The organism is Streptomyces sp. NPDC020958, assembly GCF_055562175.1.
The window spans coordinates 91720-105865 of sequence record NZ_JBVHFU010000008.1 but is presented as its reverse complement, the minus strand read 5'-3'; the positions used below and the strand labels follow the sequence as shown (position 1 = coordinate 105865).

The following is a 14146-nucleotide window of genomic DNA, read 5'->3' as shown; positions in this document are numbered from 1 at the left end:
GGAGGGAAAATCGTGACAAGTCAGGGCGAAAGGTCGTCTCGAAGTGCCGTCCAGCATGCGATCAGGCACGGGAAGGCGACCCTAACCGACGTAGGGTTGAAGGTGGGATGGTCCGTGGGACGGCCAGGCCCCGGCAGCCGCCTCGAAGGAGGTCCAGTTCAGTGACCAGCCAGGTCAGCAGGACAATGGAACAGGCCGATGGAACCGCCGACGGGACCGTCGTCGGAGAGCAGCGCAGGCCGGGCGGCGTGAAGTCCGTCCGGCGCCTGGACCGGGTGATCATCCGGTTCGCGGGGGACTCGGGCGACGGTATGCAGCTCACCGGCGACCGGTTCACGTCGGAGACGGCGTCCTTCGGCAACGACCTTTCGACCCTCCCCAACTTCCCGGCCGAGATCCGGGCCCCGGCAGGCACGCTGCCCGGGGTGTCGTCCTTCCAGTTGCACTTCGCCGACCACGACATCCTCACCCCGGGTGACGCGCCGAACGTGCTGGTCGCGATGAACCCGGCCGCGCTGAAGGCCAACATCGGCGATCTGCCGCGGGGCGCGGAGATCATCGTCAACACGGACGAGTTCACCAAACGGGCGATGCAGAAGGTCGGCTACGACACCTCGCCCCTGGATGACGGCTCACTGGACGGTTACAGCCTCCATCCGGTGCCGCTGACCACGCTGACAGTGGAGGCACTGAAGGAATTCGACCTCACCCGCAAAGAGGCCGAGCGCAGCAAGAACATGTTCGCGCTCGGCCTCTTGTCATGGATGTACCACCGGCCGACCGAGGGCACGGAGAAGTTCCTCAAGCAGAAGTTCGCCCGCAAGCCCGAGGTGATGAACGCCAACCTGGCGGCCTTCCGCGCGGGCTGGAACTTCGGCGAGACGACGGAGGACTTCGCGGTCTCCTACGAGATCGCGCCGGCGACGACCGCGTTCCCGGTCGGCACCTACCGGAACATCTCCGGGAACCTGGCCCTGGCCTACGGCCTGGTCACGGCGAGCAGGCAGGCGGAGCTGCCGCTGTTCCTCGGGTCGTACCCGATCACCCCGGCCTCCGACATCCTGCACGAGCTGTCCAAGCACAAGAACTTCGGCGTGCGGACCTTCCAGGCCGAGGACGAGATCGCCGGTATCGGCGCGGCGCTGGGGGCGGCCTTCGGCGGTTCGCTCGCGGTGACGACGACGTCCGGTCCCGGGGTGGCGCTGAAGGCGGAGACGGTCGGGCTCGCGGTCTCCCTGGAGCTGCCGCTGCTGGTCGTCGACATCCAGCGCGGCGGGCCGTCCACCGGGCTGCCGACCAAGACCGAGCAGGCGGACCTGCTCCAGGCGATGTACGGCCGCAACGGCGAGGCGCCGGTCCCGGTGATCGCCCCGCGCACCCCCGCCGACTGCTTCGACGCGGCGCTGGAGGCGGCCCGGATCGCGCTGACGTACCGCACGCCCGTGATGCTCCTGTCGGACGGCTACCTGGCCAACGGCAGCGAGCCCTGGCGGATCCCGGAACTGACCGAGCTGCCCGATCTGCGGGTGCGGTTCGCGAGCGGACCCAACCACACCCTGGACGACGGCACCGAGGTCTTCTGGCCGTACAAGCGCGACCCCCAGACCCTCGCCCGCCCCTGGGCCGTCCCCGGCACGCCCGGTCTCGAACACCGTATCGGCGGCATCGAGAAGCAGGACGGCACCGGCAACATCTCCTACGACCCGGCCAACCACGACTTCATGGTCCGCACCCGGCAGGCCAAGATCGACGGCATCACGGTCCCCGACATCGAGGTCGACGACCCGGACGGCGCGCGCACGCTGGTGCTGGGCTGGGGTTCGACGTACGGACCGATCACGGCCGCGGTACGACGGCTGCGGACGGCCGGTGAGCCGATCGCGCAGGCGCACCTGCGGCACCTGAACCCGTTCCCGAAGAATCTCGCCACCGTGCTGGAGGCCTACGACAAGGTGGTGATCCCCGAGATGAACCTCGGCCAGCTCGCCACCCTCATCCGGGCGAGATACCTGGTGGACGCGCACTCGTACAACCAGGTCAACGGCATGCCGTTCAAGGCCGAGCAGCTCGCCGCGGCGCTCAAGGAGGCCATCCATGACTGACGTCACCGACGGACTGCTCCAGCTCGTGCCCAAGGCCGAGGCCAGACAGTCCATGAAGGACTTCAAGTCCGACCAGGAGGTGCGCTGGTGCCCGGGCTGCGGTGACTACGCGATCCTGGCGGCCGTGCAGGGCTTCATGCCGGAGCTGGGGCTGGCGCGGGAGAACATCGTCTTCGTCTCCGGGATCGGCTGCTCCTCCCGGTTCCCGTACTACATGAACACCTACGGGATGCACTCCATCCACGGCCGGGCCCCGGCGATCGCCACCGGACTCGCCACCAGCCGGCGGGACCTGTCGGTGTGGGTGGTCACCGGTGACGGTGATGCCCTGTCCATCGGCGGCAACCACCTCATCCACGCGCTGCGCCGCAACGTCAACCTGAAGATCCTCCTCTTCAACAACCGCATCTACGGGTTGACGAAGGGCCAGTACTCCCCCACCTCCGAGGTCGGCAAGGTCACCAAGTCGACACCGATGGGTTCGCTGGACGCCCCGTTCAACCCGGTGTCGCTGGCGATCGGCGCCGAGGCGTCCTTCGTCGCCCGCACCATCGACTCCGACCGCAAGCACCTGACCGAGGTGCTGCGGGCGGCCGCCGCCCACCCGGGCACGGCCCTGATCGAGATCTACCAGAACTGCAACATCTTCAACGACGGCGCCTTCGACGCCCTCAAGGACAAGCAGTCGGCCGAGGAGGCGGTGATCCGGCTGGAGCACGGCCGTCCCGTCCGCTTCGGCGCGGACGGCGGGCGCGGGGTCGTACGGGACCGGATCACCGGCGACCTGAAGGTGGTCGACGTGACCGCGGACAACGAGTCAGAGATCCTCGTCCACGACGCCCACTCCCCGTCCCCCACCACGGCCTTCGCGCTGTCCCGGCTGGCCGACCCCGACACCCTGCACAACACGCCCGTCGGCGTCTTCCGCTCGGTGACGCGGCCGGTCTACGACGTTCAGATGTCCGAGCAGTTGGACACCGCGGTCGAGCAGCACGGCAAGGGCGACCTCGCGGCGCTGCTGGCCGGCGGCGACACCTGGACGGTCGTCGGCTGATCCCGACCGGCTGCGAGCGGGGTCCGGACGGCGCGTCCGGACCCCGCGGCGCGTTGCAGGCTCAGGCCTTCTTCGCCTCGTCGTAGGCCTCGCGCGCGCGTTCCACGTCAGCCATCCGGCGCTCGGTCCACAGGGCCAGGTCCCGTACCTGCCGGGCCGCCTCGCGGCCGAGGTCGGTGAGGGAGTAGTCGACGCGGGGCGGGATCACGGGGTGCGCGTCCCGGTGGACGAGGCCGTCGCGTTCCAGCGTCTGGAGGGTCTGGGTGAGCATCTTCTCGCTGACCTGGCCGATCGCACGGCGCAGCTCGCTGAAGCGGTGCGGGCGGTCGAGGAGTTCGATGAGGACCAGGACGCCCCAGCGGCTGGTGACATGCTCCAGGACCAGCCGGTGAGGGCACATCGCCTCGCGGACACGGGGACTTACGGTCATGCAAGTACCTTACTTCAAAGTGGGTACTTTCTTTTGGTTAGCGCACGCCCTAGGGTTAGTGACAACGGAACCCCACAAGGAGATGGCACACCATGAGCATCGTTGTCACCGGAGCCACCGGACAGCTCGGCCGCCACGTCGTGAACCAGCTGCTGGAGAAGGTCCCGGCCGAGCAGATCACCGCCGTCGTGCGCGACGAGGCCAAGGCCGCCGACTTCGCCGCCAAGGGCGTGAAGATCGCTGTCGCGGACTACAACGCCCCGGAGACCTTCGACGGCCTGTTCGCCGCCGGCGACAAGGTGCTGCTGATCTCCGGCAACGAGTTCGACAAGGGCCGCCCGGCCCAGCACCAGGTCGTCATCGACGCCGCCAAGGCGGCCGGCGTGGCCCTGCTCGCGTACACCAGCGCCCCGGGCAGCCTGAAGGCCCGCCTGGTGGACGACCACCGGGCCACCGAGAAGGCGCTGCTCGCCTCCGGCCTGCCGTACACCCTGCTGCGCAACGGCTGGTACCACGAGAACTACACCGAGAACCTCGCCCCGGTCCTGGAGCACAACGCCGTCGTCGCGGCCGCCGGTGAGGGCCGGGTCTCCTCGGCCTCCCGCGCGGACTACGCGGCGGCCGCGGCCGCCGTGCTGACCGGCGAGGGCCACGAGAACCAGACGTACGAGCTGGGCGGCGACGCCGCCTGGAGCTTCGCCGAGTACGCGGCCCTGATCGCCGAGCAGACCGGCAAGGAGATCGTCTACAACTCCGTGCCCGGCGAGGTGCTCCAGTCCATCCTCACCGGCGCCGGCGTGCCCGAGTTCTTCGCGGGGATCCTGGTCGACGTCGACGAGTCGATCGCCAAGGGCGAGCTGGTCGTCGACTCCGGCGACCTCTCCCGGCTGGCCGGCCGCCCGACCACCCCGCTCGCGGAGACCCTCGCCGCCGCGCTCAAGGGTTGATCCGCCCCGCGACGCCACCCCGGTCTGTCATGACCGTATGCCGATACGGCCATGACAGACCGGGGTGCCCGGCGTTACCTTCGTCCAGGTGTGCTGAACCAGGGGACGAGGAGGACCGGTGGCCGGGATATCGGAGGGCGTCGAGACATCCAGGGGTGAATCGAAGGGCGAACAGCGGGCGGGACTGCTGAACGGCATCGCGGCCTACGGGATGTGGGGCCTGGTCCCCCTGTTCTGGCCGCTGCTGAAGCCCGCCGGATCGGTGGAGATCCTCGCCCACCGGATGGTGTGGTCCCTGGCCTTCGTCGCCGCCGCCCTGGCGTTCGTACGGCGCTGGGCCTGGGCCGGCCAACTGCTGCGGCAGCCGCGTCGGCTGGCCCTGGTGGCGGTGGCCGCTGCCGTGATCACCGTCAACTGGGGCGTCTACATCTGGGCCGTGAACGCCGGCCACGTCGTCGAGGCCTCCCTGGGCTACTTCATCAACCCCCTGGTCACCATCGCCATGGGCGTGCTGCTGCTGAAGGAACGGCTGCGGCCCGCGCAGTGGGCGGCCGTGGGCGTCGGCTTCGCCGCGGTCGCCGTCCTGACCGTCGGCTACGGACAACCGCCGTGGATCTCCCTCGTCCTCGCCTTCTCCTTCGCGACCTACGGTCTGGTCAAGAAGAAGGTCAACCTCGGCGGCGTCGAGTCACTCGCGGCGGAGACCGCCATCCAGTTCCTGCCCGCGCTCGGCTATCTGCTGTGGCTGGCCGGCCACGGCGAGTCCAGCTTCCTGAACGACGGCACCGGGCACGCGGCCCTGCTCGCCTCCACCGGCATCGTCACCGCCGTCCCGCTGGTCTGCTTCGGCGCCGCCGCGATCCGCGTCCCGCTCTCCACGCTGGGCCTGCTCCAGTACCTGGCGCCGGTCTTCCAGTTCCTCTGCGGCATCCTCTACTTCCACGAGGCCATGCCCGCGGCGCGCTGGGCCGGCTTCGCCCTGGTCTGGCTCGCCCTCTCCCTGCTCACCTGGGACGCGCTGCGCACCGCCCGCCAGGCCGCCCGCGCTCTCGCCGCGGCCTCCGTACCACGACCCACCGCACCGCCGGCGGAGACTCCCGCGACTCCGGTGTGAGCCCCACGGCTGTCGGCTATAAGTGAGCGGCATGACGCAGACGCCCACACCCCTGCACTGGAAGCTCGTCGTCGACGCCCGCGACCCGCACGCGCAGGCCGACTTCTGGGCCGCCGCGCTGCACTACGTGACCGAGGACAACAGCGCGCTCGTCGCACACCTCCTCGAGCTGGGCGCGCTGCCCGGCGCGGCCGCCGTGGAGCACCACGGGCGCCCGGCCTTCCGCGACCTCATCGCCGTACGGCACCCGGACGACCCGTACGACGAGCAGCGCGGGACCGGCCTGGGGCGGCGCCTGCTCTTCCAGCGGGTGCCGGAGACGAAGTCCGGCAAGAACCGGCTCCACATCGATCTGCACGCCGCGCAGGGGAGGCGGTCGCAGGAGGTGGCACGGCTGGAGGCGCTGGGCGCGACCGTACTGCGGCACGTCTCCGAGCCGGCCGGCGCGTGGACCGTGATGGCCGACCCGGAGGGCAACGAGTTCTGCGTCCACTGACCCGAGCGCCCCGGGCCTGACGCGGCTCAGGCGTTCTCCGCCGCGCGGCGGGCGCGTTCCGTCAGGCGGCCCATCCGGGTGCGGGCCGAGTCCAGTTCCTCGATGTCACCGGCCGCCGGGCCCTCCTCGGTGGTGAGCTGCGCCCACAGGTCGATCAGGTCACGGCCGAGGCGCAGCCCCTGCTCGGGGTCGCGCACCGCGCGCCAGGCGGTCGCCGCGCTGCGCACGTTGCCGTACGCCCCCTCGGCGTCACCCGCGCGCCGGTGCTGCCGGGCCACGTCGAGGGAGAGGTGGAAGGCGCGCTCCGGGTCGCCCGCCAGGTAGGCGATGTACGCGGTCAGGCCGCGCAGGTGCAGCACCTCGGTGTGGCCGTCGCCGAACGCCGCCCGGGCCTCGGCGACGGTGTGCTCGGCGAGTTCGGCGGCCCTCTCGATACGGCCCGTCCTGACGGCCTCGTTGATCCGCGCCACCGATGCGGTGAGCAGCGCGGCCCCCTCCACCGTCACGGTCACGGGTTCGTCCCCGAGCACCTCCTCGGCGACCGCGTCGAACCCGCGGGCGGGGGTGTGGCCGGGGTCGGGGTCGAGGGCACGGACGACGTCGGGAGCCAGGAGGGGTTCGGGGCGAGGTGCCGGCAGGAGTTCGGTGACGGCGGCCTGCGTCGGTGCGACTGCCGGGGCGGGCGTCACTTCCCCGGCGCTCGGCGTCCCGTCCATGGCGGGCGGCGGGCCGAAGACCCCGGTCGGCGGCCGGACCGTGCCGAGGGCCACCGGGTCCGCGGGCGTGGTGACCGCGGGAGCGTCGACGGCCCGCGGAAACGGGGTCCCCCGGTCCGCGCGGGGCTGCCGGTCCGCCGACTCGGGCTGCACGGACGCGGCCGTGTGCGCCTCCGCGGGCGCGGCCATCCGTACCGGGTCGCCGGTGAAGCTGCTGGAGCCGTCCAGGTTCACCCGGAGGCGGACGACGAACCCGATCCGGGCGTCGTGGACGGTGGCGAGGACGGGACGGCCGGTGGCGCGGGCGAGCCGCTGCAGGTGGTTCAGGACCGTCTGCTGCGGTTCCTCGCCGGGCGCCGGGAACAGCGGTACGCCGTCCACGGTCGCGGCGGCGCCCGTCACACGGACCTCGACCGGTTCCCCCGGCTCGGCGTCCTGCTGAGCTTCCCGCTTCGTCTCGCGGCTGAGTCGGGACATCGGCCCTCATTCCCCCGGCGTCACCGTCCGGTCGTACCCGTGCGTACCGTCCAGTCTGGCCGCTCGCCTCGGCTCACGCGTCACCACGACGTCACAGCCTCGCATCAGGAAGGGCGCCGCACGGGCTGCGCCGTACGGGCTGGCGGAATTTCATGCATGCACATAAGATGCACACGCCTCTATTTCCCGTGCGCCGTTCATTTGGGGGATCTCATGACACGCCGATTCCTGTTCGTGCTGGGCAGCGCCCGTGCGGACGGCAACACCGAGCTCCTGGCACGCCGTGCCGCCGACCAGCTGCCCGCCGACGTCGAGCAGCAGTGGATCAGCCTGGCCGAGCACCCACTGCCGGACTTCGTGGACCTGCGACGCGACAGCGACCACGCGCGCCCGCCTTCGGACACCGCCGCCGGTCTGTTGCTCGACGCCACGCTCGCGGCGACGGACATCGTGATCGCCTCACCGGTGTACTGGTACTCGGTGTCCGGCCTCACCAAGCGCTACCTGGACCACTGGGCGGGCTGGCTGCGCACGCCCGGCATCGATTTCCGGGGCACCCTGGCGGGGCGCACCCTGTGGGGGGTCGCCGTGCTGGCGGGCCAGGAGCCGTCGGTCGCCGACCCCTACGTCGGCATGCTCAACAACTCGGCCGCCTACATGGGCATGCGCTTCGGCGGGGTACTGCTCGGCAACGGCAGCGCGCGCGGTGACGTGCTCGGGGACGCCGGGGCGCTGGCCCGGGCCAAGGAGTTCTTCGCCACTCAGGCGCCGCCGGCCAGGTTCCCCCACACGCCGGCCTGAGCGCCGGGCGCTGCCCGGCGGTCTACGCGGTGATGTCCCTCGTCGTGAAGCGCGCCCAGGCCGCCGAACCGAACACCGCCACGTACAGGGCCTGCAGTTCGAGGTTTCTGATCAGGTCGTGCCAGTAGACGGGATCACGCACCAGGTCCGCGAAGGACAGCCAGTAGTGCGAGAAGAAGTACGGCTGGAGCGCGTGCAGCTGGGGTATCTGGTCGAGGATCTGGACGGTGATGAGCAGGCCGACCGTCGTCGCCATCGCCGCGATGCCGCTGTTGGTGAGGGTGGACACGAACAACCCGAGGGCGGCGACACCGGTCAGGGAGGCCGCGACCACGAGGGCGATCAGCAGGGCGCGGCCGAGGCCATCGGCGAAGGAGATCCGGGTGCCCGAGATGGTCGTCAGGTCGCCGAGCGGGAAGAGGAGCGCGCCGACGGCGAGGGCGGAGGCCGCCACCACCAGGGTGGCCAGCAGGCAGAACGCCATCGTCGTCGTGTACTTGGCGAGCAGCAGACGGGTACGGCCGGCGGGGGCGACCAGCAGGTAGCGCAGGGTGCCCGCGTTGGCCTCGCCCGCGATCGCGTCGCCGGCCACCACCCCGACGGCCATCGGCAGGAAGAACGGGAGGGTCGCGGCCAGCGCCGTGAACACCAGGAACAGGCCGTTGTTGGTGACCTGCGAGATGAACGCGGGGCCTTCGCCGCCGCCCCGGCCGACCTGGCCGTCACCACTCGTCTCGATCTTCACGGAGATGCCGACCAGGATCGGCACCGCCGCCAGTACCCCCAGCAGCGCGAGAGTGCGCCAGCGCCGCAGCGTGGTGACCAGCTCGCTGCGCAGCAACCCGAGGGTCCACAGCGGGTTCGGCCGTACGGCCGGACCCGAGGGGGCTGCTCCCGAGGCGGCCGGTCCCGGCCCGACCGGTCCCGGTACGGTCGTCATGTCAGCCCGCGACATCGAAGCCCTCCCCGGTCAGCGCCACGAACGCATCCTCCAGCGAGGCCCGTTCGACCAGGAAGCCCCGGACCCTGACGCCCGCCGAGACGAGCGCCGCGTTCACCTCGGCCAGGTCGCGCTCGGGTGGTTCGCCGGTCACCCGGTCCTCGGTCACGACCACGTCGGCGACGCCCAGTTCCTTGAGCACGCGGGCCGCTTCCCCGGGGTCCGGGGTGGTCACCACGAGCCGGCTGCGGGCCCCGGCCGCCAGATCGGCGACCGCGCCCTGGGTGATCAGCCGGCCCTGTGCCATCACGGCCGCGTGGGTGCAGACCTGCTCGATCTCGTCGAGGAGGTGGGAGGAGAGGAAGACGGTCGTGCCGTCCCCGGCCAGCTCCCGTACCAGCGAGCGGATCTCGCGCATGCCCTGCGGGTCGAGACCGTTGGTCGGCTCGTCCAGGACCAGCAGCTTGCGGGGCTGGAGCAGCGCGGCGGCGAGCCCGAGGCGCTGTTTCATGCCCAGGGAGTAGGCCCTTGCCTTCTTCGCCGCCGCGGCCGTCAGGCCCACCCGGTCCAGCGCGGCCCCGACGCGGGCACGCCGGGTGCGCGGATCGGCGGTCGGGTCGGCGGCGTCGTAACGGAGCAGGTTGTCACGGCCCGACAGGAAGCCGTACAGCGCCGGGCCCTCGATGAGGGCCCCGACCTGGGGCAGTACGACGCGGGAGGCGCCCGGCATCGGGCGGCCCAGGACGCGGGCCGTGCCCGAGGTGGGTGTGATCAGGCCCATCAGCATGCGGATGGTGGTGGTCTTGCCGGAGCCGTTCGGACCGAGGAAGCCGAAGACGCTGCCCGCCGGGACGGTCAGGTCGAGACCGTCCACGGCGAGCTGTCCGCCGCGGTAGCGCTTCGTGAGGCCGCGGGTGTCGATGACGCTCCCGCCCGCCGGGGCGTCGGCCTCGGCGGTGCCGCCCTCCGCGCCCGGGTTCTCCGGCTCCCGCTCCCTGGCGGACGGTCGGTCCATCGGCTCCCTCGTTTCGTCCTGCCTCGCGGCACGGGGTACGTACACTTCCCGCGCCGCCCCCGGCTAACCCGCGTTCGCCGCCTTCACCAGGGCCGCCTTGTCCACCGCACCGACGTACACCTTGCCGTTGTCCGTGATCAGGGCGTTGATCAGCCGGGTGGAGAAGACGGTGCCCTTGCCGAACTTTCCGGAGACCGGGTCTCCGAGCGAGCCGAGGAAGCCGCTCAGGTCGCCCGCCTTGCCGGAGGCGGAGCCGGAGCCCGTGGGCAGGCCGCCCTTGCTGCCGGAGTCCAGGACGGCTATGGAGTTCCAGCCCTTGCCGAGGACGTCGAAGCCGCCCTTCTCCAGGTGCTTGGGCGCGCCCTTGCCGGGCGTCCCGGTGGCCTTGCCGCTCTCGCCGCCGTCGCCGTGCCGGTCTGATCCGGCCGCCCTGTCGGCCTTGTCGCCCTCGGTGACCTTGGCGCCCTTGGGCGGGGTGAAGTCGAAGGTCGAGGCCGCCGGCTTCGCGAAGCTGACCTGTGTGTAGCCGGCGTCCACGACGGCCGCGCCGCCGCTCGACGGGGTGAGCGTGAACTTCAGCGGCGTGCCGGTCTTGGCGTCCACGGCGATGCTGATCGCGCCGACCGTCGTACCGGACTGCTTGGGCTTGATGACCAGGCGGTAGGCGTCCCGGCCGGCCACCTGGGCGGTGCCGTCGACCTTCACCGACGTGGTGTCGTCGACCGACTTGAGCACCTCGTCGGCGAAGTCCTTGGGCGTGGCCGGGGCTGCGTGGCGCTCCTTGCCGGAGTCCGCGACGGTGGAGTGGTAGACCTCGTCGGACTTGCTGTCGTAGCCCCAGACGTCCGTGCCGTTGTGGATGAGGCTGTACTCGGCGCCGCTCTCCAGCAGCGACACCTTCTGCTTCTCGGGTCCGTCGGCGGCCACGCGCAGGGTGTGCGTGCCGGTGGCCAGTTCGGTGAGCTTGGCGGTGGGGTCGGCGGAGGAGCCGGCGCCGCCGCGCTGGGTGGCGCCGGACATCAGGCTGCTCTCCAGGCCGCCGAGGTCGGGCAGGCCGAGGTCGGTGCTGATCTTCACGGTGCCGGACAGCTGCTGCACGTCCGACTTTGCGATCTTGTTGATGAGTTCCTGCGCGCTGATCTTCGGCAGGTTGGGGTCACCGGAGTCGGCGAGCGCCGGGACCAGGCCGATCGTGGCCGCGGCCACCCCCACCACCGTGACCGGCACGACGTACCGCGTGGCCTTGCGCCGCCGTTCGGCGCGCCGCTCGTCGTCGGCCTGCGCGATCCCCGCGCTGTCGTCGGATTCGTACGGTGCCATGTGTGCCTTACCTCCGTCGTCGGCGGCGGCCGTCTCGCACGTGTCCCACCCTGAGCCGCCATTCTCACCCGAATCGGTGAGCGGTGGTGATTTCCGTGGTTTCCATCTCACCAAATCGGAGGCGTTCAAGCGTCAGACCGGGGAGCCAACTCCGCGTACGCCTCCGGTATGACATGAGGGGGCCGACGCCTCCACCGACCCGTAGGGGTCGAACGGTGCGGACGCCTCCTGCGGGATGCCGGAGTCCGGTGCGTCACAGGGGGTGACAGGCGGCGGCAGGCGCCGTCGCGTCGCAGGCCGGCCCGGCCCTCGGGCAGAACCGAAGGGTCCGCACGGTCGGCAGGGTGCCGGGCCTAGCCGGCCCGGTGCACCACCGCGTTGCACAGCTCCACCAGCGTCGCCTTCGGGTCGCACTCGGGCAGCGGTGCGAGCGCGGCCCGCGCCTCCTCCGCGTACCGGACGGCGTCCCGGCGCGCCTCTTCCAGCGCCGGGTTCACCCGCAGCGCGGCGAGCGCCTGCGCGTGCCGGGCGTCGTCGGTGAGGTCGGAGTCCAGCAGCTCGCACAGCGCGATGTCCTCGGCCAGCCCCAGCCGGGCCGCCCGCTCCCGCAGCCGCAGCACGGGAAGGGTGGGAACGCCCTCGCGGAGGTCCGTGCCCGGGGTCTTGCCGGACTCGTGCGAGTCGGAGGCGATGTCGAGGACGTCGTCGGCGAGCTGGAAGGCGACCCCGAGGCGTTCGCCGTACTGGGTGAGGACGTCCACGACCGTCTCGTCGGCGCCGGACATCATCGCGCCGAAACGGCAGGAGACCGCCACCAGCGAGCCCGTCTTGCCGCCGAGGACGTCGAGGTAGTGGTCGACCGGGTCGCGCCCGTCCGAAGGCCCCGCCGTCTCCAGGATCTGGCCGGTCACCAGCCGCTCGAACGCGAGGGCCTGGACGCGGACCGCCTCGGGCCCGAGGTCGGCGAGGATCTGCGAGGCGCGCGCGAACAGGAAGTCGCCGGTGAGAACGGCGACGGAGTTGCCCCAGCGGGTGTTGGCGCTGTCCACACCGCGCCGCACGGAGGCCTCGTCCATGACGTCGTCGTGGTACAGGGTGGCGAGGTGGGTCAGCTCGACGACGACGGCCGACGGCACGACACCCGGTGCGTAGGGGTCGCCGAACTGCGCGGCGAGCATCACCAGCAGCGGCCGGAACCGCTTGCCGCCGGCCCGTACGAGGTGCTGCGCGGCCTCCGTGATGAAGGGGACCTCGCTCTTGGTGGCCTCTAGCAGGCCTTCCTCGACAGCCGCCAATCCAGCCTGGACATCGGCTTCCAGAGCCTGGTCCCGCACGCTCAGCCCGAACGGCCCGACGACGGTCACGAGGGTCTCCTGTCTGCTGGTGTCCACTGGCGATTACACGGTTTGTCGATAGGTCGCTGCCATCACTCAAGTCAGCGTATCCGGTCAGGTTTCGATCACCGAGGGCGCCCACGGTTACACCCCGGGCACCATCGGATCACGACCGGTATGTTTTTGATCAGATGATAAGACATGACATCCACCGACTTGGCCGATGTCACCCACCTGGACGCACTCTCCCCGGGTGACCAGGATCACGCACGCCACCCCTCGGGAATTCCCGGCACTCCGCGCGGCCTTGACGCAATCGGCCGTCAACACGTCGACCACGCTCGACGAATGACGCCCGAATGACTCATTCACCCCCTAGAGCCGCAATTCCATTCAATAAGACAATTAGGACAATCACCGAATCCCTGGGCGACGCGGGCGGATTCAACTAATCCCTCATGCCCTTTTTGCCGTGATTGCGGTTTCGTGAAGTAGGTCACTCGGACCCCCGTGTCCCGCACGCCGCACGACGCCCTCCCTCGCCTTTCCCTGTGCGCCAGTTGAGGCTTGGCGACCGCAAAGGATCAAGTACCTCATACGCCTCAGATCAAGGTCAATCGGCGCGTTATGTGAATCCACCACTTGTTCCGGACATGTGCTCTCGCATACGTTCCCGCTCGCCGGGCGGACGCCGAATCCTGCCGCCGCCCGTCCTAACCCATCGACGAGTTCATTCGCACGGCAGGAGCGGGGGAACCAGGTAAGTCGCCGGACCGGGCGGCCGCCGTCATCGACGGACGCCGTCCCGGACCGGCTAGGGGTGAAGTCGCATCGCCTTCGGGTGACGCGACCGGGCACTCCCCGAGCCCGAACCCGACAGCTCACCTCGCAGGCGACGGAGAGGAACTTCGCCATGCCTGCTGCCGCCCAGCCCCGCCGCACCCGCATCGCCCGCACGCTCGCCGCCGTCGGTACCGGCGCCGCCGTACTCGCCCTTCCGCTCATCGGCGCGGCCGACGCCTCCGCCGCCACCCCCGCAACCTCCGTCACGGCCTCGACGACGCCCGCCGGGTACCCGAACAACCTCGACGGCTGGATCCGCGAGTCGCTCGCGATCATGGCCCAGAAGGGCATCCCGGGCTCCTACAACGGCATCTACCGCAACGTGATCCGCGAGTCGTCCGGCAACCCGCGGGCCATCAACCTCTGGGACTCCAACGCGGCCGCCGGCATCCCGTCCAAGGGCCTGCTCCAGGTGATCGACCCGACGTTCAACGCCTACCACGTGGCGGGCACGTCCTTCGACATCTACGACCCGGTCGCGAACATCACCGCCGCCTGCAACTACGCCGCCGCGCGGTACGGCTCGATCGACAACGTCCACGGCGCGTACTGACCGG

Annotated in this window: 13 protein-coding genes and 1 riboswitch; of the genes, 7 read left to right on the top strand and 6 right to left on the bottom strand. The window is 70.8% G+C overall.

Features of this window, described 5'->3' with window-relative positions:
• Positions 1-161 precede the first annotated feature (161 nt).
• Together ACZ3KP_RS23535 and ACZ3KP_RS23530 are read left to right on the top strand one after the other, a co-directional pair.
• Positions 162-2102: a 2-oxoacid:acceptor oxidoreductase subunit alpha gene (locus ACZ3KP_RS23535; protein ID WP_467501613.1), complete on the top strand. Its 1941-nt coding sequence runs from the start codon at positions 162-164 to the stop codon at positions 2100-2102.
• A complete protein-coding gene (locus ACZ3KP_RS23530; protein ID WP_467501612.1) occupies positions 2095-3156 on the top strand; it encodes a 2-oxoacid:ferredoxin oxidoreductase subunit beta in 1062 nt (353 codons plus the stop codon). Before ACZ3KP_RS23535 ends, ACZ3KP_RS23530 begins: the two co-directional genes overlap by 8 nt.
• A gap of 61 nt (positions 3157-3217) precedes the next feature.
• Here ACZ3KP_RS23530 and ACZ3KP_RS23525 read toward each other — a convergent pair whose 3' ends face one another.
• Positions 3218-3586, bottom strand: a complete 369-nt coding sequence (locus ACZ3KP_RS23525; RefSeq protein ID WP_467501611.1) for a winged helix-turn-helix transcriptional regulator — start codon at positions 3584-3586, stop codon at positions 3218-3220.
• Positions 3587-3678: 92 nt separating this feature from the next.
• Here ACZ3KP_RS23525 and ACZ3KP_RS23520 point away from each other — a divergent pair, with 92 nt between their 5' ends.
• The 3 genes from ACZ3KP_RS23520 (at position 3679) to ACZ3KP_RS23510 (ending at position 6143) form a co-directional block, all read left to right on the top strand.
• Positions 3679-4533: an SDR family oxidoreductase gene (locus ACZ3KP_RS23520; protein WP_467501610.1), complete on the top strand. Its 855-nt coding sequence runs from the start codon at positions 3679-3681 to the stop codon at positions 4531-4533.
• A 211-nt stretch (positions 4534-4744) separates the two neighbouring features.
• The gene (gene rarD / locus ACZ3KP_RS23515) at positions 4745-5647 is read left to right on the top strand and encodes an EamA family transporter RarD (protein ID WP_467501745.1); all 903 of its coding nucleotides are present in this window, start codon (positions 4745-4747) and stop codon (positions 5645-5647) included.
• A gap of 31 nt (positions 5648-5678) precedes the next feature.
• Positions 5679-6143, top strand: coding sequence for a VOC family protein (locus ACZ3KP_RS23510; RefSeq protein ID WP_467501609.1), 465 nt, complete (start codon positions 5679-5681; stop codon positions 6141-6143).
• A 26-nt stretch (positions 6144-6169) separates the two neighbouring features.
• On the opposite strand, the gene ACZ3KP_RS23505 is transcribed toward ACZ3KP_RS23510, so the two are convergent.
• Positions 6170-7336 (bottom strand): tetratricopeptide repeat protein, encoded by a 1167-nt coding sequence (locus ACZ3KP_RS23505; protein ID WP_467501608.1) that lies wholly within the window; start codon positions 7334-7336, stop codon positions 6170-6172.
• 213 nt (positions 7337-7549) lie between these two features.
• On the opposite strand from ACZ3KP_RS23505, the gene ACZ3KP_RS23500 reads away from it, so the two are divergent.
• On the top strand, positions 7550-8137 hold the full coding sequence (locus ACZ3KP_RS23500; protein ID WP_467501607.1) for a flavodoxin family protein: 588 nt from the start codon (positions 7550-7552) through the stop codon (positions 8135-8137).
• Positions 8138-8159: 22 nt separating this feature from the next.
• On the opposite strand, the gene ACZ3KP_RS23495 is transcribed toward ACZ3KP_RS23500, so the two are convergent.
• From ACZ3KP_RS23495 to ACZ3KP_RS23480, 4 genes are all read right to left on the bottom strand, one after another.
• Positions 8160-9092 (bottom strand): ABC transporter permease, encoded by a 933-nt coding sequence (locus ACZ3KP_RS23495; protein ID WP_467501606.1) that lies wholly within the window; start codon positions 9090-9092, stop codon positions 8160-8162.
• Complete coding sequence (locus ACZ3KP_RS23490) at positions 9079-10092, bottom strand: ABC transporter ATP-binding protein (protein WP_467501605.1); 1014 nt, start codon at positions 10090-10092, stop codon at positions 9079-9081. The genes ACZ3KP_RS23495 and ACZ3KP_RS23490 overlap by 14 nt, the downstream gene beginning before the upstream one ends.
• Positions 10093-10155: 63 nt before the next feature.
• Positions 10156-11412: a LolA family protein gene (locus ACZ3KP_RS23485; protein WP_467501604.1), complete on the bottom strand. Its 1257-nt coding sequence runs from the start codon at positions 11410-11412 to the stop codon at positions 10156-10158.
• Between the two features lie 353 nt (positions 11413-11765).
• Positions 11766-12776: a polyprenyl synthetase family protein gene (locus ACZ3KP_RS23480; protein ID WP_358981269.1), complete on the bottom strand. Its 1011-nt coding sequence runs from the start codon at positions 12774-12776 to the stop codon at positions 11766-11768.
• 682 nt (positions 12777-13458) lie between these two features.
• Positions 13459-13656: riboswitch (cyclic di-AMP (ydaO/yuaA leader) on the top strand.
• Between the two features lie 3 nt (positions 13657-13659).
• Between ACZ3KP_RS23480 and ACZ3KP_RS23475 the strand changes: the two genes are divergently transcribed.
• The gene (locus ACZ3KP_RS23475) at positions 13660-14142 is read left to right on the top strand and encodes a transglycosylase SLT domain-containing protein (RefSeq protein WP_467501603.1); all 483 of its coding nucleotides are present in this window, start codon (positions 13660-13662) and stop codon (positions 14140-14142) included.
• Positions 14143-14146: the final 4 nt, after the last annotated feature.

What these genes read in the sequence shown, in the direction of transcription:
- ACZ3KP_RS23530 (WP_467501612.1), top strand. Translation starts at nt 2,095, where the DNA reads ATGACTGACGTCACCGACGGACTGCTCCAGCTCGTGCCCAAGGCCGAG.
- ACZ3KP_RS23525 (WP_467501611.1), bottom strand. Translation starts at nt 3,586, where the DNA reads ATGACCGTAAGTCCCCGTGTCCGCGAGGCGATGTGCCCTCACCGGCTG.
- ACZ3KP_RS23520 (WP_467501610.1), top strand. Translation starts at nt 3,679, where the DNA reads ATGAGCATCGTTGTCACCGGAGCCACCGGACAGCTCGGCCGCCACGTC.
- rarD (WP_467501745.1), top strand. Translation starts at nt 4,745, where the DNA reads ATGTGGGGCCTGGTCCCCCTGTTCTGGCCGCTGCTGAAGCCCGCCGGA.
- ACZ3KP_RS23510 (WP_467501609.1), top strand. Translation starts at nt 5,679, where the DNA reads ATGACGCAGACGCCCACACCCCTGCACTGGAAGCTCGTCGTCGACGCC.
- ACZ3KP_RS23505 (WP_467501608.1), bottom strand. Translation starts at nt 7,336, where the DNA reads ATGTCCCGACTCAGCCGCGAGACGAAGCGGGAAGCTCAGCAGGACGCC.
- ACZ3KP_RS23500 (WP_467501607.1), top strand. Translation starts at nt 7,550, where the DNA reads ATGACACGCCGATTCCTGTTCGTGCTGGGCAGCGCCCGTGCGGACGGC.
- ACZ3KP_RS23495 (WP_467501606.1), bottom strand. Translation starts at nt 9,092, where the DNA reads ATGTCGCGGGCTGACATGACGACCGTACCGGGACCGGTCGGGCCGGGA.
- ACZ3KP_RS23490 (WP_467501605.1), bottom strand. Translation starts at nt 10,092, where the DNA reads ATGGACCGACCGTCCGCCAGGGAGCGGGAGCCGGAGAACCCGGGCGCG.
- ACZ3KP_RS23485 (WP_467501604.1), bottom strand. Translation starts at nt 11,412, where the DNA reads ATGGCACCGTACGAATCCGACGACAGCGCGGGGATCGCGCAGGCCGAC.
- ACZ3KP_RS23475 (WP_467501603.1), top strand. Translation starts at nt 13,660, where the DNA reads ATGCCTGCTGCCGCCCAGCCCCGCCGCACCCGCATCGCCCGCACGCTC.